This is a genomic window from Streptomyces sp. ITFR-6 (assembly GCF_031844725.1).
Lineage (GTDB): Bacteria > Actinomycetota > Actinomycetes > Streptomycetales > Streptomycetaceae > Streptomyces.
This window is the reverse complement of the sequence record NZ_CP134612.1, coordinates 1443736-1464489: the sequence shown is the minus strand read 5'-3', so window position 1 is coordinate 1464489 and position 20754 is coordinate 1443736. Positions and strand designations below refer to the sequence as shown.

Genomic DNA, 20754 nt, shown 5'->3' with positions numbered 1-20754 from the left:
CCGTCCCACCTCCCCGAAAGGCCCCGCCGTGCCCGACAGAGACGATGTCGTGATCTGCGAACCGCTGCGCACCCCCATCGGCCGCTTCGGCGGAGCGCTCGCCGGGCAGGCGCCGGCCTCCCTCGCCGCGCTCGTCATCGCCGAGGTCGTCGCCCGCACCGGAATCGACCCCGACCGGGTCGACGAGGTGATCCTCGGGAGCGCCTACCCGTCCGCCGACGCCCCTGCCATCGGCCGGGTCGCCGCGCTCGACGCCGGGCTCCCGCAGTCCGTCACCGGCACCCAGATCGACCGCCGTTGCGGCTCCGGGCTCCAGGCCGTCCTCGACGCCGCGATGCAGATCAGGGCCGGCTTCAGCCAGGTGGTGATCGCGGGCGGCGTCGACGTGATGAGCGCGGCCGCCTACTACACGCACGACGGCCGCTGGGGCATCAAGGGCCCCGGCCTCCAGCTCCACGACTCGCTCGCCCGGGGCCGGGTCACGGCGGGCGGCGTCAACCACCCGGTGCCCGGCGGCATGATCGAGACCGCGGAGAACCTGCGCCGCGAATACGGCATCAGCCGCGCGGACCAGGACGCCCTGGCCCTGCGCTCACAGCAGCGGGCGGCCCGTGCCGCCGCCGAAGGGCGGTACGAGGCGGAGACCGTCCCCGTCACCGTGAAAACACGCAAGGGCGACACGGTCGTCACCGCCGACGAGCACCCGCGCCCCGACACCACCGCCGAGCAACTCGCGGGGCTCCGCCCCATCATGGGCAAGTCCGACCCGGCGGCCACCGTCACCGCCGGGAACGCCAGCGGCCAGAACGACGCGGCCGCCGCCTGCCTGGTGACCAGTGCCGCCACGGCGGAACGGCTCGGCCTCACCCCGCTCGTCCGGCTGGTCTCCTTCGCCCGCGCCGGGGTACCGGCGGCCACCATGGGCATCGGCCCCGTCCCCGCCACCCGCACGGCGCTCGCCCGCGCCGAGCTCACCCTCGCCGATTTGGACCTGATCGAGCTCAACGAGGCCTTCGCCGCACAGGTGCTGGCCTGCACCCGCGAACTGGGGCTCGGCGAGAAGGACCACGACGAGCGGATCAACGTGAACGGCTCCGGCATCTCGCTCGGCCACCCGGTCGGCGCCACCGGCGCCCGCCTCCTCGCCACCCTCACCAGGGAACTGCACCGCCGCGAGGGCCGGTACGGGCTGGAGACCATGTGCATCGGCGGCGGACAGGGCCTGGCGGCGGTCTTCGAGCGCATCGCGCCCTGACGCCCGCCGTATCCGGACAGGGCGCTACCGGCTTACCCGCACGCGCTTGCGGGGCGGCGGCGGCGCCAGATGGTCCGGCGCGGAGTCCGGGTCCGTCAGCCGGTTCAGCCGGGCCGGTACGTCGAGGCCGACCAGCAGTACGACGATCACCGTGCCCGCGAACGTCAGCACCGCCAGTGCCTGGCCCAGGTCCATGCCGGAGGCGAGGTGGGCGCCCAGGACCGGGGCGACGGCTCCGCCGAGGGCGCCCACGTTGTAGGTGAAGCCGAGGGCGGCGCCCCGGCTCGCCGTCGGGAAGTGGCCGCCGATGTAGCGCGGCAGCAGTCCGGAGATGCCGAAGCTCGTCGCCTGGAGGAGGAAGAGGAGCGCACCGAGCAGCAGCAGGTTGTCCTGCACGGCGAACACCGGGTAGACGAAGGCGAGCGAGGCCAGCAGGGTCAGCGCGTACGCCTTCTTCGTCCCGATCCGGTCGCCCAGGAAGCCCGCCGCACAGCAGCCCGCCATGGTGCCGAAGCCCGCGAAGTAGAGGACGTCGGTGACCTGGTCCGTGGTGTAGCCCAGCTCGGTCTTCAGATACGTGGGCAGCAGCGCCTGGATCGGCCACGAGTACAGGAACGCGAAGAACAGCGTGACGATCATCGACAGGTACAGCACCCAGCTCCGCTTCCCGCCCAGCTGCACGGCGAACGCGGCGAGCGAGAGACCGGCGACCACCGAGAGTGCCGGGACCATTCCGGCGCCGCCGGGTGTGAAGACGAGGAACAGCGAGACCGTGGCGACGACGACCAGCACCGTGTTGGCGGCCGACCGGGCGCGGCTGGCGAACAGCGGCGCGAACGGATTGGGCCTGGCGCCCTGCTCCGCTACAAACTCCGTCCACTCCTCGGCCTCCGGCAGCGAGCGCCGCATCCACGGCGCGATGGCGATCGGGATGAGACCCAGGTAGAACATCCAGCGCCAGCCGAGCGAGGGGACCACCCAGTTGTAGACCTGCGCGGCGAGCACGGAACCGACCGAGAAGCCGGAGCTGAGGAAGCCGCTGGCCCGGCTGCGCATCCCGGCGGGCCAGCTCTCCATGACGTACGTGGAGCTGGCGCTGTACTCACCGGCCATGCCCATGCCCATGCCCATGCCGATGGCCAGCCGGGCGGCGAACAGGCTGTGGTAGTTCCAGGCGAACCCGCAGGCGAACGTCCCCACCGAGTACAGCAGGATGCTCAGCACCATGGAGAGCTTGCGGCCGTACCGGTCACCGATGGCGCCGAGCACCGCCCCGCCCAGCCAGCGGGTGATGAACGCGCCGGAGATCAGGCTGGCCGCCTGCACCGTGCTGAGGCCGAACTGGTCACTGATCTCCGTCAGCACGAGGGTGATCAGCACGAAGTCGAAGCCGTCCAGGACGTAGCCGATCCAGGCGGCGAGGAACGACTTCCACTGAGTGCGGCTGACCTGGCGGTACCAGGGGAGCGTGGGGGGTGATGTGGTCTGCACGGTGACTCCAGGATGCGGGACGGCGCTCTCCCTCGAACGGCCGCCCCGCGTGGTGGGGGAGGGGCAGGTCCTAGGTCCTGTCGATGCCTGCGACGAAACGGTCGGTCAGGGCCGTGGGGGCGGTGATGGCGGTGCCGACGACGACGCTGTGCGCCCCGAGCCGCAGGGCCTCGGCCGCCTCCTCCGGGGTGTTGATACGGCCTTCGGCGACGACCGGGACGTCGATTGCGGCGGACAGCGCGGCGATCAGGCCGAGGTCGGGGCCGGTCTGCTTCGGGGCCGGGCACGTAGCCGGAGAGGGGCGTGGAGACGAAATCGGCCCCCGCGCGGCGGCCGTGACGCCCTCCTCGAAGGTGGCGACGTCGGCCATCACCAGCGCGCCGGCCGCGTGGACCGCCTCGACGATGTCCGCGAACGCCGAGCCGTCGGGGCGCGGCCGGTCGGTGGCGTCCGCCGCGACGACGGCCGCGCCCGCCTCCGCCACCGCCAGGGCGTGCCGGACGGTCGGCGTGATGTACACCCCGATGTCGCCGTCCTTCCACAGGCCGATGACCGACAGGGCGACGGCCTCCACGATCGCGGCGACGACCGCCGGCTCGTTGGCCCGGATCGCCGCGCCGCCACCGGCGACGGCCGACAGCGCCAGGCGCACCAGGGTGCCGGTCTCCCGCATCGGGTCGCCGGGCGGTGCCTGGCAGGACACGATCAGCCTGCCCCGAAGGGCGGCGGCGAGGTCCCGCGCGGCCAGGTTCTGAGCGGTCATCGGTGGGCTCCCGGGTGGTGGAGGGGAAGGGTGGTGGTCAGGGCGGCCGCTCCGAGCACGGCCGCGTCGTGGCCGAGGAGCGGCGCCCGGGGGACGAGCCCGCGCAGCGGTTCCATCAGCTCCGAGTCGAACGCGGCGCGCAGGGCGTCCCCGTACAGCGGGCCGATCCTCGGGACGCCGCCGCCGACGACGACCCGGGTCGGGGCCGAAGGCGTTGGCGAGTCCGCCGAGCACATGCCCGGCGGCGGCCGCGCCCGTGGTGATGGCGGACACGGCGGCCGGTTCGCCCCGCGCGGCCCGTACGGCGACGGTCTCCAGCCGGTCCACCGGGGCGCCGGTCAGCCGCTCGTAGTGGGCGGCGATACCGGGCCCGGAGGCGATGACCTCCAGATGGCCGGTGGACCCGCAGGTGCAGGGCAGCCCGGCCGCCTCCGGGCTGGGCAGATGGCCGAGGTGTCCGGCGATGCCGGACGCCCCGTGCAGCATCCGTCCGTCGACGGCGATCGCGCCGCCGACCCCGGTGCCGATGGCGGCGAAGAGCAGCGAACCGTGGTCCCGCCGCTCCGCGTTGAGCGCGGCGAGCTCCGGGCCGGCCGTGGCACGTACGTCGTTGTCGCAGGCCACCGCGTACCCGGTACGGTCCGCGAGTCCGGCGCCCAGCGCCCAGCGCGGTTCCGGCCCAGCCGAGGATGGAGTCGGTGGCGCTGGTGACGATGCCGGTGCGGGGATCGACCACCCCGGCCGCCGCGATGCCGAGGAGCGCGGCGGCCCCGCCGGGGTCGACCTCGGCCGCTGCGGCGGCGAGCGCGTCGAGCACCGCTGCCGCACCGGCACCGGCACCGGCACGGGCCGGGGTGGGGTGGGGCGGCTGTGCCGGGCCAGGACCGTGCCGTCGGCGCAGAGGAGCGCGGCGGCGATCTTCGTACCGCCGAGGTCGAGGCCGACGACGGGCCGGCCGTCCGGTGCGGTCCGTGCGGTCTGTGACGGGGATGTCCGCGGTGCCGTCACGGTCATCGGACCGGCGGCAGACCGGCGGCGCGCAGCAGTCCGGAGACCAGCGCGACGGATTCGGCGGACAGCTGGATCTGCGGGAACGCGGTGTCGCCGCAGTCGATGACGCCCAGCAGCCGGAGCGCCGACTTGAACGAGCCGAGCGCGGAGGAGCTGCGGCCCATGTCCGCCTCGGGGCCGACGTCCACCATGGCGAACAGAGCGATGAGCCGCTCCTGCTCCTCGGCGGCCAGCGTCCAGTTTCCGGCGCGCGCGGCCTCGTAGAGCCGTACGTAGCCGGCCGGGTCCACGTTGCCGATGCCGGGGACGACGCCGTCGGCACCGGCCAGCAGCGCCGCGTCCACGGTCAGTTCGGAGCCGGTGAGGATGCTGAAGCCGGGCACCGGGCCGTGCGCGCGGCCCTCGCGGCCACCGAGTTCGACGATGAGCCGGCGCAGCCCGCCCTCGTCGCCGCTGCTGTCCTTGAGCCCGGCCAGGGTGCCGTCCTCCGCGAGCTCGCGGACCAGCGCGGCGGACAGCTTGCTGTGCACGGCGACCGGGATGTCGTACGCGAAGAGCGGCAGGCCCACCTCGGCGCGCAGCCGGCGGAAGTGCCCGGCGATCTCCTTGCCGTGGGTGCGGGTGTAGAACGGCGCGGTCGCGACCAAGGCGTCCGCGCCGAGCCGGGCGGCGGACCTGGCGTGCTCGACGACCCGGGCCGTGGTGGTGTCGATGACCCCGGCCAGCACCGGGACCCGCCCGTCGGTCGCGTTGACCACGGTCTCCAGGACCGTGCCGCGCTGCTCGTCGGTGAGGTAGGCGACCTCGCTGGTGGACCCGAGCGCGAAGAGTCCGTGCACGCCCCCGCCGATGAGGTGTTCGACGAGCCGGGCCAGGGACGCGGTGTCGACCTCGCCGCGGCGGTCGAGCGGGGTGCAGACCGGCGGGACTACGCCGAGCAGGGGTGCGGTCAGAGACATGGTGGGGGCTCCAGCTGATCGGGATACCGATCCGGGGCCTGTCGGGCTACGCGGATTGAGACGTGAGACGTAAGATGTCCTATGTCTGACTTTACCTTATACAGATGCTCCTGCGACCGGTCAAGGGGCAATGGCACCTCAGGAGGATGTTGTGGCGCGGCCCACCATGGCTCAGGACATCGAGCGAAGGATCAAGGAACTGATCCTGGAACGCCGGCTCGCGCCGGGCGACGCGCTGCCCACGGAGGCCGAGCTGATGGATCTCTTCGGCGCCGGGCGGGTCTCGGTGCGCGAGGCGCTCAAATCGCTCCAGGCGGTCAACGTCGTCGAGATCCGGCGCGGATTCGGCACCTTCGTCGGCACGCTCTCGCTGTCACCGTTCGCCGAGGGGCTCGCCTTCCGGGCGGCGGTCCGCCACCGCCAGGGCGAGCCCGGTCTCGCCGAGCTGATGAAGGTGCGCGAGGCCTTGGAGGCGGGGCTGGTGGGCGCCGTCGCCGCCGGGGCCCCGGGCGTGGACCTCGACGTGCTGCGGGCCCTCGTGGCGAAGATGGAGGAGGAGGCGGGCGGCGGCCGGGTCGCCCGCGCCACCGACCGGGCCTTCCACCTCGCGCTGTACGCCTCGCTCGACAACCACCTGCTCAGCGAAGTGCTCGACGCCTTCTGGGCGGCGATGGACCGGGTGCGCGAGGATCTCGACGACGGCCATCAGGACCCGTGGGTCACCTGCGCCCAGCACCGCGAGATCGTCGAGGCGGTGGCGGCGGCCGACGGCCTGCGCGCGGTACGGGCGATGCGCACCCACTTCGACGGCATCCGCACCCGGCTCGACCCGGCGTGATTGCGCTCAAGCCGGTCCGGCGACGCGTGACCGCGCTCAGCCCGTCCGGCGATGCGTGACCGCGTTCCGGTCCGTCACCCCTCCACTCTCTCGACCCTCCCGTGCAGGTAACTGTCCGCGCCGTCCAGCGTCGCCCGGGACCACGCCGCCACCTCCGCCGCTCCCATCGCCTCCCAGTCCGGGGTCCGTTCGACCATCGCGTGCCCCAGCCGGCGCCCCAGGGCGACCAGCCGGGCCCCCTCCGGCTGCCGTTCGGCCGCGTACCGGCGCAGCGCCTCGGCCGGGGAGGACGGCGCCCCGCGCAGGACGCGCTCCAGACAGAGCGCGTCCTGCAGCGCCTTCGTCGCGCCGCTGGCGGTGTGCGGCCTGGTGATGCTCGCCGCGTCGCCCGCCAGCAGGAACGGCGGATCGGCCACCTGGGGCGGGTCGAGGTCGGTGACCGGGTGGTACGCCATGGACGTGTGCTCGCCCCCGCCGACGAGAGCGGCCCAGTCCGCCGGGAAGTGCTCCCGCGCGATGTGCCGTACGTACGTCTCGTGCGCGGCGGTCCAGGTCGCCGGGGGAGGGGAGCCGTAGATGGCGTACGCCAGCAGCCGGGATTCCGGCGCGGTGCCGGGGATCAGGTAGAAGATCCCGTGCCCGCCCCGGTATCCCAGCGTGACCCACGCGCCGCGCACCAGCTCCAGCACCTGCGGATGACCGGCGAGCGCGGTGAGCGGCAGCGTGCCGCGCCACACGGCGTACCCCGCCGGAACCGGCCGCACCCCCGGGGCGACGGCCTCCCGGGTGACGGACCGGGGCCCGTCCGCCCCGACGACGATGTCGTAGACGTGCTCCGCGTCCGCCGTCCGGAGCACGGCGCCGCCCGAGGGGTGACGCCCCACTCCGGTGACGGGCTGCCTCCGGTGGTACCGCACGGCGGACCCGGTGTTCGCCCGCAGCGTGCGCCACAGCAGACCCCAGTGACAGGCCGTCACCGTGCCTTCCTGACAGGCCAGTTCACGCGCATACGGGCGGCCCTCCTGCCGGGTGAGCCAGAGCCGGGAGGGCGCCGGAACCGTCGGCATGGCGGCGTCCAGATAGCCGGCCGCGACCAGCTCCCGGTGCAGCGCCGGCGGGATGGCGATGCCGAACCCCCGGTCCTCCAGGGCCGCTTCGCTGCGCTCGTGGACCGTCACCTCCGCGCCGGCCTTGGCGCCGGCGATCGCCATGGCGCACCCGGCGATGCTCCCGCCGACCACCCCGATGCGTAAGACCGCTCCCGCCACGTCCACCACCACTTCCCGGTTGCCCCGCCCGCTGCGCGTCGCTCCCATTGAACGGTCGCGGACCGGGGCACGTCCAACCGCCTTTCGGCCGTTGGACGTACGGCCCTGGGCCTCGGTCACGGGGCGACGGTCACCTTCGCGGTGCCCTGGGCCTGCTTGCCGTCCGCCCGGTACGTCGCGGTGAGCGCGGCGCTGCCCGAGGCGCCGGCCGGTACGGTGACCGGGACCTTGACGCTGGCACCCTGGCCGGGCTTCAGTGCCGGGATCGCGGGGTGATGGTGATGTCGGCGCAGGTGCCGCCCAGCCACTTCAGGTCGAACGAGTCGTACGTGATGTGCTCGTAGTCGCCGCGCTCGTACAGCAGCCCGAGCCTGCCGTCCGGCAGCCGGGTCAGCGTCGAGTAGGCCGCGGCGCCGGGGTCGACGACCTTCCGGATCGGCCAGGTCCTCCCGTTGTCGCAGGACATCTTGACGGTGAGGTTGCGCCGCGACCCGGTGTCCTCGGTGTTGCTGAACAGCAGCCAGGCGGACTGCGGGTCGGAGGCCGGGGCGTCGGGTGCGTAGCGGATGACCGAGGCGTTGTTCGCCGGGTCGGGGAGCGCGGTGTCCTGGACGAACGGGGTGTAGGTGGCTCCGCCGTCCGTGGAGTACGCGATCGTTCGGCAGGGCGCGGAGCGGTTGTTCAGCATGACCGTGCCGTCGTTCAGCTCGACGGTCTTGTTCTCGTCGCCGCCGGGGCCGACCGGCTTGCCCATCTTCCAGCTCGCGCCGTGGTCGTCGCTGTACGCGCTCGCCGCGTAGTTGGCGCCGTTGATACGGACGGCGTACTGCTGGATCAGCCGGCCCTTGTGCGCGCCGTTGCGCAGCTGGATGCCCTCGCCGGACGCGGCGAACATCCCGGCTCAGGCCGGGTCCTTGATCTGCTTGGTGATCCGGCGGTGGGTCCAGGTCAGCCCGTCGTCGTCCGAGTAGCTGTAGTCGGCCTGGAGGATGTCGGGGTCGCTCTCGTCGTTGCCGGTGGCCGAGCCCGCGAAGCCCTGGTTCACCCCGGCCGCGTAGAACAGGAAGATCCGGCCGGTGGTCCGGTCGACCAGCAGGCTCGGGTCCCCGTAGCCCTTGGGCGCGGTGTCCTTGCGGACCACCTGCTGCGGCTGCCAGGTCGTACCGCCGTCGGTGCTGCGGCGCAGCACGATGCCGATGTTGGCGGGCAGGTCCGCGAGGGCGGGCCGGGCGTCGTACGCCGCCAGCACGGTGCCCCTGACCGATGTGGTCGGAGCGGGGATGCGGTAGTGGGGGGGAGCTCACGCCGTCGACGGTCAGGTCCTGGGACGTGAGCGTGCCGGGGGCGGGCGCCGCGGCCTGCGCGGTGCCGGTCACGGCGACCACCAGCAGGGCGGCACCGAGCAGGGCGACAGGGGCAGTTCGCCGCATGGACGATCTCTCTTCTCGGAAGGGAGGTGCTTCTCGAAGGGTGGGAGACGGGACAGCCCTTGGGGTCTGTCCTCGGGAACTCCACGACGCAGCCCAGGGTTCGCGCGCGGCGGCCGGTGAAGCCGGGCACCGTCACGTCGTAGGTACGGATCCGGGTGAGTCCACAGGCCCTCAGACGGGTGACGTCAGATGTCCTGTAGGCACACGGACCCTAGGCAGCCCCCGTGGTGCCCGTCAAGGGTGTGCGGGGCCGCGCCCGGGAGGAGGGCGGCCCGGCCCCGTCGCCGCGTCGGGGGCGCTGCCGGGCATGCTCAGCCCTTGGCGCCGCCGCGGGCCCGCGCCTCCGAGATCCGGCGCCTGACCGGGGCGTAGTGCTCGCCGAGCGCCTGCATGAAGCCGGGGATGTCCTTGGCCCGAGCGGCGTCCACGATGTTCTGGTGGGCCACGATCGTCGCCGTTTCGTCGGCGTGGGTGAATCCGTCGAGATGCGGCGCGACGATCGTGTACACGTCCCAGAAGGCCATCGAGAGCTGGCCGATCAGTTCGTTGCCCAGCGGGGCGACGAGCAGCGCGTGGAACGCCCGGTCGGCGTCCACGAAACCGTGCCCCTCCTGCGCGCCGGTCTCGCGCATCGTGGCCACCAGGCCTTCCAGCGCGTCGAGCTGCTCCGGCGTGAGCAGCGTGACGATGCGGTCGGCCATGCCGCGCTCGAAGAGCTCGCGCACATCGACCAGGTCGGCCATCACCTGGAAGTCGTCGTCGGGGGAGAGCAGCCCGCGGAAGGTCAGGCTCTCCACCAGCGCCGACAGGCTCAGCCTGCCGACGTAGGTGCCGTGTCCGTGGCGGACCTCGACGATGTCGAGTGCGTGGAGGATCTTGACGGCCTCGCGGACGCTGGAGCGGCTGGCGCCGAGGGCCTCGCACAGGGCGGGCTCGGTGGGCAGCGGGTCCCCGGGGCGGAGCCGTTCTTCGAGGATGTACCGCTTGATGCCGTCGACGACTTCCTGCCGGAGCAGCTGCCGGCCGGGCCTCGTTCCGGACATATGTGAACTCCCCACCTCTTGACCCCTCTCGATTGTCAAGCTACGTTCCCACGCTATCAAGGCATCAGACATCTGACGTCTGATGCTTCAGGTTCCGCGGTCCCCGTGAACCAGCGATCCACCGCCCGTCTTCATCCCCCCGACGCCCCACCTCGACGTCCCTGGAGGACCCGTGCCCGAGCTGAGAGCAGCCGGTGTCGAGCGCCGCACCTTCCTGCGTTACACCAGTGCTGCCGGCGCCGCGGCCGCCATCACGGCGAGCCTTGCCGCCTGCGGCGGACCGTCCTCGACCGCCGACGGATCGACGGACAAGGTCAGCGGCAGCGACCTCATCGAGGCCGGTCTGTCGTATCCGCTGTCGACCGGCTTCGACCCGATGATCACCTCGGGCGCGACCCCGTACGCCGCCAACATGCACATCTTCGAGGGCCTGGTCGATCTCGATCCGGCAACACTCGTGGCACGTCCCGCGCTCGCCACCGAGATTCCGAAGAAGATCAACGCCACCACCTACCGGGCGACGCTGCGCAAGGGGGCGACCTTCCACGACGGCTCCCCTGTCACCGCGGAGGACGTGGTGTTCAGCTTCGAACGCATCCCGGACCCGGAGAACGCCTCCCTGATGGCGCAGTTCGTGCCCTTCATCGACACGGTCGAGGCCGTCGACGCGGGCACGGTCGAATTCAGGCTCAAGTACCCCTTCGCGCTCTTCCCGTCCCGGATAGCCGTGGCCCGGATCGTCCCGAAGAAGATCGTGGCGCCCGACCCCAAGGCCTTCGACGCCGAGCCGGTCGGCTCCGGGCCGTACAGGTTCGTCTCTGCCACCCGCGAGGACAAGATCGTCTTCGAGGCGTACGACAAGTACAACGGCGCCCACCCCGCCAAGGCCAAGAAGATGGTCTGGCGCCTGATGTCCGATTAGTCGGCCCGGGTCAGCGCCATGGAGTCGGGCCGCGTCCAGGCCATCGAGGACGTCCCGTACATCGACGTCAAGCGGCTCTCGGGCAACGCGAAGACGGAGTCCGTGCAGTCCTTCGGACTGCTCTTCCTGATGTTCAACACCGCCGACAAGCGGTTCGCGGACAAGCGGGTGCGCCAGGCGCTGCACTACGCCCTGGACACCGAGAAGATCATCTCCACCGCGATGGTCGGCAACGCCGCGGCCGCCACCGGCTACGTGCCCTCGACCCACCCCGACTACCACAAGGCCGCGACCGTCTACACGCACGACGTGGCCAAGGCGAAGCAGCTGCTCGCGGAGGCGGGCGTGAAGAACCTCGCCTTCACCGTCCTGACCACCGACACCGGCTGGGTCAAGGACATCGCCCCGCTGCTCAAGGAGAGCTGGGAGCAGGCGGGCGTCAAGGTCACCCTCGGCATCGCCCAGTGCCCGGCCCAGTACGCCAAGGTCGACAAGGGGGACTTCGACGTCCTCGTCGCGCCCGGCGCCCCGTCCGTCTTCGGCAATGACGCGGACCTGCTGCTGCGCTGGTTCCACTACGGCTTCTGGCCCGAGAGCCGCTACGGCTGGGGCAAGTCCGCCGCGTACAAGAAGGTCAAGCAGACCCTCGACTAGGCCGCCCAGGCGGGCGACGACGCGAAGCGCAAGGAGCTGTGGGGCCAGGTCACCGACCTCGTCGCGGACGAGGCCGCGCTCTATCCGATCCTGCACCGCAAGCTCTCCACCGCCTGGACCGAGAAGGCGCTGCCCGGCTTCAAGCCGCTGCCCACCACCGGACTGTCCTTCCTGGACGTCGGCCGCGCCTGACCGGCCGCCGCCCCCGAGCCCCCAGCCGGCGCCGCTCGTCCGGCGCCGGATCGCCCGGTCCTAGACAACCGACCCCCGCTGTCCCGGACCGGCCCGCCCAACGGCAAGGAACCCGACGAGGGTTGCTTTTCTCCGGCTCGCGCTGCGCCGCGTCGCGATGATGCCGGTGATGATCCTCGGCATCGCGCTGCTCGTCTTCGTGGTGCTGCAGTTCTCGCCGGCCGACCCGGCCTTCAACGCGCTCGGGGAGAGCGCCACCCCCGAAGCCCGTGCGGCCTTCGCGGACGCCAACGGCCTCAACGACCCGCTGCCCGTCCGCTACTTCCACTTCCTCGGCCAACTGCTCCACTTCGACCTCGGGACGACCGTCCCGCCGAGCCAGCCCGTCGTCGACCGGATCACCGCCGCCTTCCCGCTCACCCTCCAGCTGACGACCCTCGGCCTGATCCTCGCGATCGTCCTCGCGGTCGTCTCCGGCGTCATCGGCGCGATGTACCGCGATCGCTGGCCCGACCAGCTGTTCCGGGTGCTCTCCATGGCCGGGGTCGCCGTCCCGTCCTTCTGGCTCGGCGTCCTGCTCATCCAGCAGTTCGCGCTGAACACCCCGGTCTTCCCGACCGGCGGCTACACCAACCCCGCCGACTCCCTCAGCGGCTGGCTCCGCACCATGGCCCTGCCCGCCTTCTCGCTCGCCGTACCCGTCGCGGCCTCGCTCGCCCGGCTCGTCCGCACCTCGATGGTCGCCGAGCTCGACCGCGACTACGTCCGCACCGCACGCGGCAACGGCCTGCCGGTGTTCCTGGTGATCCGCTCGGTGCTGCGCAACGCGCTCGTCACCCCGCTCACCGTGCTCGGCGTCAAGGTCGGCTACCTGCTCAGCGGCGCCGTCGTCATCGAAGCGATCTTCGACCTGCCCGGCATGGGCAAGCTCATCCTCGAAGGTGTCACCGGCGGCGACGTCGCCCTGGTCCAGGGCACCGTACTGACCATCGCCATCGCGTTCCTGGTGGTCAACGTCATCGTCGACCTGCTCTATCTGCTGGTCAACCCGCGCCTCAGGACGGTGTGACATGTTCACCACGGGCCGGCCGACCAATAAGCTCTCCCGACCGGGCATCGCGTTCCGCGCCCTCCCGGTCACCTCCCGCGTCGCGCTCTGCGTGCTGCTCCTCGTGATCCTCGGCGCGGTGTTCGCCCCGCTCCTCACCCAGGACCCGCTCACCACCGGCACCCCGGTCCAGGCCCCGGGCGGCGGCCGCTGGTTCGGCACCGACCGGGCCGGCCGCGACGTCTTCGCCCGCGTCGTGCACGGCTCGCGCTACTCGCTGATCATCGGACTCGGCTCGACCGCCCTGGCCCTGATCGCCGGCGCCCTGCTCGGCGCGCTCGCCGCCACCTCGCGCAAGCTGGGCGACGAGTCCGTGATGCGCACCCTCGACGTGGTGATGTCGTTCCCGCCGATCGCCCTGGCCGCCGTACTCGTCGCCGTCTTCGGCACCAGCGTCCCGGTCATCGTCTTCACCATCGCCTTCGTCTACACCCCGTCACTGGCCCGGGTGGTCCGCGCCGACGTCCTCTCGCAGTACGGCGAGGACTACGTCGCGGCCGAGAAGGTCATCGGCGCCCGGCGCGGCTACATCGTGCTGCGGCACGTCGCCGTCAACTGCATGGCCCCGGTCATGGTCTTCGCCACCGTGATGGTCGCGGAGGCGATCATCTTCGAGGCGAGCCTCTCCTTCATCGGCGCCGGTGTGCAGGACCCCGACCCCAGCTGGGGCAGCGTGCTGGCCTACGGTAGGCAGATCCTCCTCGCGGGCGGCTGGTGGGCCACGTTCTTCCCCGGCCTCGCCCTGCTGGTCACCGTCCTCGCGCTGAACATCCTCTCCGAGGGCCTCACCGACGCCTCCGCGGCTCCGAAGAAGCCCCGCGCGGCAGCGGAACCCTCCCACACCGCCACGGCACCGGACCCGGTGGAGGCCCGCTCCACCGTGGACATCGACGCCGCCCTCGCCAAGCTCGCGGCGCGCGTCCACGCCAACGGCCCGGCGATCGCCCCGGTACCGGAGGACGCCGCCGGACTCCTGGCCGTACGGGACCTCGCCATCCGCTTCTCCGACCGGTACGGAACCACCCCGGTCGTCGACGCCCTCGACTTCACCGTCCACGAGGGCGAGACCCTCGGCCTGGTCGGTGAGTCCGGCTGCGGCAAATCCATCACCAGCCTCGCCGCCATGGGCCTCCTCTCCCGCAACGCCGAGGTCAGCGGCGAGATCCTCTACCGGGGCCGGGATCTGCTGAAGCTTCCCCCGAAAGAACGCCGAGCCCTGATGGGCCCCGAGATCGCGATGGTGTACCAGGACGCGCTCTCCTCCCTCAACCCGTCCGTACTCGTCGGCACCCAGCTGAAGCAGCTCACCTCACGCGGAGGTACCAAGACCCCGGCCGAACTCCTCGACCTGGTCGGCCTCGCGCCGGAGCGCACCCTGCGCAGCTATCCGCACGAACTCTCCGGCGGCCAGCGCCAGCGCGTCCTGATCGCCATGGCGCTCTCCCGCAGCCCACGCCTGCTCATCGCGGACGAACCGACCACCGCCCTGGACGTCACGGTCCAGGCCCAGGTCGTCGAACTCCTGGTCCGGCTGCGCGAAGAACTCGGCTTCGCCATGGTGCTCGTCAGCCACGACCTCGCGCTCGTCGGTGACCTGTCGCACCGCGTCGCGGTGATGTACGCGGGCCGGCTGGCCGAGATCGGGGACACCCGCTCCGTGCTCACCGCCCCCACCCACCACTACAGCCGCGGACTGCTCGGCTCCGTCGTCTCGCTGGAGGCGGGCGCCGAACGGCTCCACCAGATCCGCGGCGTCGTCCCCGCACCCCAGGGCTTCGGTACGGGCTGCCGGTTCGCCTCGCGCTGCGGCGCCGCCACCGAGCTGTGCCGGACCACCACCCCCGCACTCACCACGCGCACCGGAGCGTACGACCACGGCTTCGCCTGCCACCACCCGGCGAAGGCCGCACAGCTGGAAGGGAGCGCCCTGTGATCAGGCTCGACGGCGTCCACGTACGCCACAAGGCACGCAGCGGAGGCGTGTTCCGCCGCGACGCCGTGCACGCCCTCACCGACGCGAGCCTGGAGGTGAAGCGCGGCGAGATCGTCGGCCTGGTCGGTGAGTCCGGCTGCGGCAAGTCGACGACGGCCCGGGTCCTCACCGGTCTGCAGAGGCCCACGGAGGGCACGGTCACCTCCCATGGCAAGGACCTGTGGGAGATGTCCGGGACCCAGTGGCGCGATGACTTCGGCTCCGCTGTCGGCGTCGTCTTCCAGGACCCCTCGACCGCCCTCAACCCGAGGCTCACGGTCGAACAGATCCTGCGCGACCCGCTCGACGTGCACCGCCGGGGCACCCGTGAGGAGCGCCGGGCCCGCGTCGGGGAACTCCTCGACCTGGTCGGCCTCCCCGGCCACACGCTGGCCGCGCTGCCCGGACAGCTCTCCGGCGGCCAGCGCCAGCGGGTCGCCATCGCCCGCGCGCTCGCGCTCGAACCGGAACTGATCGTCGCGGACGAACCGACGTCCGCGCTCGACGTCTCGGTCCGCGCCCAGGTCCTCAACCTCCTGGTCGACCTGCGCGAACGGCTCGGCCTCGGCATGGTGTTCATCTCGCACGACGTCCAGACCGTGCGCTACCTGGCCGACCGCATCGCCGTCCTCTACCTCGGCCGCGTCGTCGAGGAGGGGCGCGCGGCCGACGTCGCGGGCGCCCCCTCGCACCCGTACACAGAGGCGCTGCTCTCCGCGACCCCCAGCCTGCTGGAGACCACCGAGCGCATCGTGCTCACCGGCCCGGTCCCCTCCGCGACCAACCCGCCGTCCGGCTGCCCGTTCCGCACCCGCTGCTGGAAGGCGGACGACGCGTGCGCCACGGTCCTCCCGGCCCGCACCGAGGGCCAGGACGGGCACCGCTGGCACTGCGTCCACCCCCAGGCCCCCGCGTCCCCCGCCGGGGACCCGACCCCCGTACCGTCCGCAAGGAGCACCGCATGACCGCCCGGCCCCCCCCGCTACTCGGGAGTGATCCCGCCCGTCGTCACCCCGCTCACCGCGGACGGCGAGCTCGACCGCCCCTCCCTGGACCGGTCCTCGTCGGAGCGATCGAGACCACCACCAACCGGGCCATCGAGCGCGCCAGCCGCGCCGCCGAGCTCGGCGCGGACGCCGTCGTCGTCACCGCGCCCTTCTACACCCGCACCCACGACACCGAGACCGACCGCCACTTCAGGCAGATCGCGGCCGCCGTGGACGTACCGCTCCTCGCGTACGACGTACCGGTCTGCGTGCACAGCAAGCTCGACCCGGAACTGCTGCTGCCACTGGCGGCCGACGGGATACTGGCCGGGGTCAAGGACTCCAGCGGCGACGACGGCTCGTTCCGCCGGCTGGTCATCGGCGCCCGGGAACTGCCCGGTTTCTCCGTGCTCACCGGCCACTAGCTGGTCGTCGACGCGATGATGCTCGGCGGTGCCGACGGCTCGGTGCCCGGACTCGGCAACGTCGACCCGCACGGATACGTACGCCTTCACGAAGCGGCCGTACGCGGCGACTGGGCCGCGGCGACCGCCGAGCAGGACCGCCTGGTCGGGCTCTTCGACATCATCCGCGCCGCCCGCCCGGGAACCGCCTCCGCCACCGCCGCCGGGCTCGGCGCCTTCAAGACCGCCCTCATGCTGCGCGGGATCATCGCCACCAACGTGATGAGCCCGCCGATGCGCCCGCTGGACGCCGAGGAGACGGCGACGATCGCCGGGTGCCTGGACCGGGCGGGGCTCTTGACCGTCTGAGGTCCGTGCCGTCGCGCACGCGTCAGAGGCCCGGTCGGACAGCGTGCGCTGTCCGACCGGGCCTCCAGGGCTGTCGTTACGGCTCAGGGGGCAGGCTCAGCTCAGCCCTGCGACTTGCGGCTGCGGCGCATCAGCAGGCCGCCACCGAGCACCATCGCGGCGCTGGCGCCACCGGCGATGCCCAGGTTGCTGTTCGCACCGGTGTGCGCCATCTGCGGCGGCTTGTGGTGGTGCGTCGGCTTGTGGGGGTGCCAGGCGTGCGTCGGCGGGTTGTGCGTGGGCGGGTTGTGGGTCGGGGGGTTGTGCGTGGGCGGCTTCGGCGGGTTGTGGTGAGGCGGGTTGTGCGTGGGCGGCTTCGGCGGGTTGTGGTGGTGGCTGGGAGGGCAGTCGCCGTTGTGGTGATGGTGGTGGTGGCCCGTCGTCGGGGGCTTCGGCGGGTGCGTGGGCGGGTTGTGGTGCGGCGGCTTGTGGTGCGTCGGCGGCTTGGGGTGGGTCGGGGGCTTCGGAGTCTCTTTCCCGCCCTCGCTGTTCTCGCACTTGTTGCCGAACGCCGGGTTCAGCAGACCGACCACGTCGACCGTGTTGCCGCAGGCGTTGACCGGGACGTCGACCGGGGCCTGGATCAGGTTGCCCGACAGCACACCGGGGGAGTTGGCCGCGACGCCGTTGGCGCTCGCGCCCTGGGCGTCGCCGCTGTCCGATTCGCCGCCGCTGTTCTCGCACTCGTTGCCGAACGCCGGGTTCAGCAGACCGACCACGTCGACCGTGTTGCCGCAGACGTTGACGGGCACGTGCACCGGCACCTGCACGGTGTTGCCCGAGCCGACCCCGGGCGAACCGATGGCGGCCCCGTCGGCCGAGGCGTCCGCGAACGCGTAGCCGCCGGACGCCGTCAGGATGCCTGACGCCGCTGCCATGACGAGCACGCTTTTACTCAGAGCTTTTCGCATTGATTGCCCTTCCTTAGGACATTTCGCGCGGGCGCATGCCCGCAGTTCATTCATCAGCCGGTGCAGCAACCGTCGGGCATTCCAGTGCAGCTGGGTGTGCGACCCGCCGGGCGGGCTTGACTCCACCCATAACGACGCCCGGTTGGCGGGGAAACGTGGGATCCGTGAAAATAATGTGACCACTCGGACGGGCCAAGAAAGGATGTTCGTTTCCTGGATTCGAGCCATTGGGTCGCGTTCCGTGCCGTTCGGCACCGTCCAGCCGAAAGAAAGTTGAGGGTTGAATCGAAACGTGTGACTACCGAATGTGCGGTGCATTTACCCGCCTCTTTCGTACGGGTGTCCGTCGACTCCCGGCATTCGGGTGAATGGACATAACCAAACGTCCGGAAGCGAGTTGGTCAGTGCGCTCCGGTACGGGGTATCCAGTACGAGAAGGGTTCATCGTGATCAAGAAGGTCCTGGCTACGGGTGCCGTTGCCGCCTCCATCCTCGGTCTCGGCGCCGCGCAGGCGATGGCCATCGGCAACGACGGCGGCACCACGTCGGTCAACGGGAACGGCGCCTCGCAGTCGTTCGGCAACGCCGAGACCCACGGCGACGGCAGCCCCCAGTTCGGCCTGGTCCAGGGCTCGCTGAACAAGCCCTGCGTCGGCCTGCCGCTCAAGGCCAACGTCGGTTCGCTGATCGGCCTCGTCCCGATCGCGGTCCAGGACGTCAACGTCCTGTCGTCGCCGCAGAACCAGCAGTGCACCGAGAACTCCACCCAGGCCAAGGGCGACGAGGCGCTGTCGCACATCCTGGACGACATCCCGGTCCTCTCCGGCAACGGTGCCGGCAACCGCTGATCCAGCTGTGCACAGGCCCCGGGCCGCCGGCGCTCCTCCTCCGCGCGGCCCGGGGCCTGCTGCTGCCCTCCGGGGGGGTCCGCCCATGAGCGGTTCGGTGACCGTGGCGGTGACGTCGCGTGATCGGAACTGCGTCATTCGGGCGGACTTTGAGAAATCTTCGGCTGGAAGAGTTTCGCTTACCGTCTTAAATCGTTACGAATTACAGCGGCGGAGTTACGAGTGGTCAGAACGCGCGCTCGTGCGGCACGAAATTCGTTGCCGCTCCGGACTCCGTCAAAGAAAGGGTCGAAAGTGAAGTACACCAAGATTGCCGCCGTTGCCGCCGGAACCCTCATCGCGATGGGTGCCGCCGCCCCGGCGTTCGCCGACTCCGGCGCCGAGGGTGCGGCCGTGGGCTCCCCGGGCGTTCTGTCCGGCAACACCATCCAGGTCCCGATCCACGTGCCGCTGAACCTGTGCGGCAACACCGTCGACATCATCGGTCTGCTGAACCCGTCCTTCGGCAACACCTGCGTCAACGCCTGATCGTTGTACCGCTGAGCCGGTCTCGGCACCGGTCTGCCCCGGATCGCATCTCCTGCGATCCGGGGCTTTCCTCTTTCCTGCGCTCTCCGTCCCGGGAGTTCGCGGCCCTGCCCGGACACGGTGAAAAGGCCTGAGCCGTTTCCACCGGCCCGGGGCGCGGTGCGCCGGCGGCTGGGGGCGGACATCCGGGCGGGCGCGCGGGACGGAGCACCGACAGTCCACCACCGAAATGTGTCCGCTGTCCCGCGGTCACACTCGATTCAGTGATTAGTCATGCAATCGATCGAGTGGTCAGGTGAGTCGTTCCGAGAAAAGCCGAAAGCTCCAGTTTCCCGGCCGCAATCGGGTCGTTAGCCATGGGGAAAGCGGCAGAAGTCACAGCTAAAGAAGGCTGGTGCGGCGCGGGGACGCGACCGAAACAGCTGCCGCCGCAGAAGGGAACCTGAAAGTGAAGTACGCGAAGACCGCCGCGTTCGTTGCCGGATCCGTGGTCGCTCTCGGAACGGCTGCTCCCGCCTTCGCCGTTACCACCACGACGGCTCCGAACTTCAGCCTCGACGGCGGGATCAACCAGGTGGTGGCCGCGGCCCCGCAGGCTGTCGACCCGATCGTCGACACCGTCGACGGTGCCACCAGCAAGCTGCAGAAGGACGGCACCGTCACCAAGCTCGCCGGCCAGGCCACCGGCGCGGCCAAGGGTGCCGCCCCGCTCGTCGGCGGTCTCCCGCTCGGCGGCTGACCCCTGCCGGGACGGCGGTTGCCGATCCGAAGCGTTCCACGCCGCTCCGGTGCCGTGCCTCCCGTGAACGAACGGATGGCAGAAGCACCGTTCGAGTGAAGTGCCACAACCATTCCCGCGGCCGCGAGTTGATCAAAGCGCTCAGGTCAGCGGGCAACAGAAAAACCCAGAAGGGCTAGTCAATGATCAAGAAGATTATGGCCTCGGCGGCCGTCGCCGCCTCCATCGTCGGCGTCTCCGCCGCGGTGGCCCCCTCGGCCATGGCGATCGGCAACGACCAAGGCACCACCTCGGTCAACGGCAACGGTGCCATGCAGTCGTACGGCAACTCCGCCACCCACGGCGACTGGAGCCCGCAGTTCGCGCTCATCCAGGGCTCGCTCAACAAGCCCTGCATCGCGCTGCCCGCCAAGGTCAACGCCGGTTCGCTGCTCGGCGTCGTGCCGATCTCGGTCCAGGACCTCAACGTCCTGTCTTCGCCGCAGAACCAGCAGTGCACCGAGAACTCCACCCAGGCCAAGGGTGACGAGGCGCTGTCGCACATCCTGGACGACATCCCGATCCTGTCCGGCAACGGTGCCGCCAACGACTAGTCCCACCCGTCGTACCCATGGGGCCGACCCGTCCGCCCGGACGCGTCGGCCCCATGTCGTATCCCGGGGCGCGGTCCTGCGGCTGCCCCGAAAGGGCTGGTCCACTGGGCCGGTTGCCGTAGTCGCACCGGGCGCTTTTCGTCGTACCGGGTATGGCCATCTCATGGACCAGTACGACAGCAGGAGCCCCCAGGACCGCCGCCGTCCCGCGGAAGGCGTCACGCCGATCTACGACCGCCTCCTCGCCGAATGGCAGGCGACCCGGGGCGATCCGGAGCCAGTGGAGCCCGACGCGCCCCGCACCGCCGGCCTGGTGCCGGCGGCGCGCACCTCGGGCGAGGCCTTCCCGGGTTGACGAGAGGGTGTCGAACTTACGCGAGATCGAACCCATTTGGGTGGTACTGCGCAACTCTCGGGGCTCTGAGCGGTTG

General features: G+C 71.4%; 15 protein-coding genes and 5 pseudogenes. 12 read left to right on the top strand and 8 right to left on the bottom strand.

Annotated elements, in window-relative coordinates; all coding sequences use genetic code 11:
• Nucleotides 1-28 precede the first annotated feature (28 nt).
• Nucleotides 29-1255 carry an acetyl-CoA C-acetyltransferase gene (locus RLT59_RS06300; protein ID WP_311302473.1) on the top strand — a complete coding sequence of 409 codons (1227 nt, stop codon included), beginning with the start codon at nt 29-31 and terminating at the stop codon, nt 1253-1255.
• A 24-nt stretch (nt 1256-1279) separates the two neighbouring features.
• On the opposite strand, the gene RLT59_RS06295 is transcribed toward RLT59_RS06300, so the two are convergent.
• The 4 genes and pseudogenes from RLT59_RS06295 to RLT59_RS06280 form a co-directional block, all read right to left on the bottom strand.
• Nucleotides 1280-2746 carry a sialate:H+ symport family MFS transporter gene (locus RLT59_RS06295; protein ID WP_311302472.1) on the bottom strand — a complete coding sequence of 489 codons (1467 nt, stop codon included), beginning with the start codon at nt 2744-2746 and terminating at the stop codon, nt 1280-1282.
• Between the two features lie 70 nt (nt 2747-2816).
• Nucleotides 2817-3425: pseudogene (locus RLT59_RS06290) on the bottom strand (N-acetylmannosamine-6-phosphate 2-epimerase); the annotation flags it as partial.
• Between the two features lie 80 nt (nt 3426-3505).
• Nucleotides 3506-4523, bottom strand: a pseudogene (locus tag RLT59_RS06285) (ROK family protein).
• Entirely contained in the window at nt 4520-5479 is a 960-nt protein-coding gene (locus RLT59_RS06280) for a dihydrodipicolinate synthase family protein (RefSeq protein ID WP_311302469.1), read from the bottom strand. Before RLT59_RS06280 ends, RLT59_RS06285 begins: the two are co-directional and overlap by 4 nt.
• Before the next feature lie 151 nt (nt 5480-5630).
• Between RLT59_RS06280 and RLT59_RS06275 the strand changes: the two genes are divergently transcribed.
• A complete protein-coding gene (locus RLT59_RS06275; protein WP_311302468.1) occupies nt 5631-6317 on the top strand; it encodes a FadR/GntR family transcriptional regulator in 687 nt (228 codons plus the stop codon).
• 74 nt (nt 6318-6391) lie between these two features.
• Here RLT59_RS06275 and RLT59_RS06270 read toward each other — a convergent pair whose 3' ends face one another.
• From RLT59_RS06270 to RLT59_RS06260, 3 genes and pseudogenes are all read right to left on the bottom strand, one after another.
• The gene (locus tag RLT59_RS06270; protein ID WP_311302467.1) at nt 6392-7633 is read right to left on the bottom strand and encodes an FAD-dependent monooxygenase; all 1242 of its coding nucleotides are present in this window, start codon (nt 7631-7633) and stop codon (nt 6392-6394) included.
• Between the two features lie 68 nt (nt 7634-7701).
• Nucleotides 7702-9015, bottom strand: a pseudogene (locus RLT59_RS06265) (exo-alpha-sialidase).
• Nucleotides 9016-9326: 311 nt separating this feature from the next.
• The gene (locus RLT59_RS06260; protein ID WP_311302466.1) at nt 9327-10058 is read right to left on the bottom strand and encodes a FadR/GntR family transcriptional regulator; all 732 of its coding nucleotides are present in this window, start codon (nt 10056-10058) and stop codon (nt 9327-9329) included.
• A 172-nt stretch (nt 10059-10230) separates the two neighbouring features.
• Here RLT59_RS06260 and RLT59_RS06255 point away from each other — a divergent pair.
• The 5 genes and pseudogenes from RLT59_RS06255 to RLT59_RS06235 all read left to right on the top strand — a co-directional run bounded on the left by RLT59_RS06255 (nt 10231) and on the right by RLT59_RS06235 (nt 16665).
• Nucleotides 10231-11826, top strand: a pseudogene (locus tag RLT59_RS06255) (ABC transporter substrate-binding protein).
• 142 nt (nt 11827-11968) lie between these two features.
• Nucleotides 11969-12895, top strand: a complete 927-nt coding sequence (locus tag RLT59_RS06250) for an ABC transporter permease (RefSeq protein WP_311307631.1) — start codon at nt 11969-11971, stop codon at nt 12893-12895.
• A 1-nt stretch (nt 12896) separates the two neighbouring features.
• The gene (locus RLT59_RS06245; protein ID WP_311302465.1) at nt 12897-14867 is read left to right on the top strand and encodes a dipeptide/oligopeptide/nickel ABC transporter permease/ATP-binding protein; all 1971 of its coding nucleotides are present in this window, start codon (nt 12897-12899) and stop codon (nt 14865-14867) included.
• Complete coding sequence (locus RLT59_RS06240; RefSeq protein WP_311302464.1) at nt 14864-15871, top strand: ABC transporter ATP-binding protein; 1008 nt, start codon at nt 14864-14866, stop codon at nt 15869-15871. Before RLT59_RS06245 ends, RLT59_RS06240 begins: the two co-directional genes overlap by 4 nt.
• Nucleotides 15872-15898: 27 nt before the next feature.
• Nucleotides 15899-16665: pseudogene (locus RLT59_RS06235) on the top strand (dihydrodipicolinate synthase family protein).
• A gap of 101 nt (nt 16666-16766) precedes the next feature.
• On the opposite strand, the gene RLT59_RS06230 reads toward RLT59_RS06235, so the two are convergent.
• Entirely contained in the window at nt 16767-17591 is an 825-nt protein-coding gene (locus RLT59_RS06230) for a chaplin (protein WP_311307630.1), read from the bottom strand.
• 470 nt (nt 17592-18061) lie between these two features.
• On the opposite strand from RLT59_RS06230, the gene RLT59_RS06225 reads away from it, so the two are divergent.
• The 5 genes from RLT59_RS06225 to RLT59_RS06205 all read left to right on the top strand — a co-directional run bounded on the left by RLT59_RS06225 (nt 18062) and on the right by RLT59_RS06205 (nt 20678).
• Nucleotides 18062-18463 (top strand): rodlin, encoded by a 402-nt coding sequence (locus RLT59_RS06225; RefSeq protein WP_311302463.1) that lies wholly within the window; start codon nt 18062-18064, stop codon nt 18461-18463.
• A 294-nt stretch (nt 18464-18757) separates the two neighbouring features.
• On the top strand, nt 18758-18991 hold the full coding sequence (locus tag RLT59_RS06220) for a chaplin (RefSeq protein WP_311302462.1): 234 nt from the start codon (nt 18758-18760) through the stop codon (nt 18989-18991).
• A 448-nt stretch (nt 18992-19439) separates the two neighbouring features.
• On the top strand, nt 19440-19730 hold the full coding sequence (locus tag RLT59_RS06215) for a hypothetical protein (protein ID WP_311302461.1): 291 nt from the start codon (nt 19440-19442) through the stop codon (nt 19728-19730).
• A 182-nt stretch (nt 19731-19912) separates the two neighbouring features.
• Nucleotides 19913-20323 (top strand): rodlin, encoded by a 411-nt coding sequence (locus tag RLT59_RS06210; protein WP_123527393.1) that lies wholly within the window; start codon nt 19913-19915, stop codon nt 20321-20323.
• A gap of 163 nt (nt 20324-20486) precedes the next feature.
• A complete protein-coding gene (locus RLT59_RS06205) occupies nt 20487-20678 on the top strand; it encodes a hypothetical protein (RefSeq protein ID WP_311302459.1) in 192 nt (63 codons plus the stop codon).
• Nucleotides 20679-20754 lie beyond the last annotated feature (76 nt).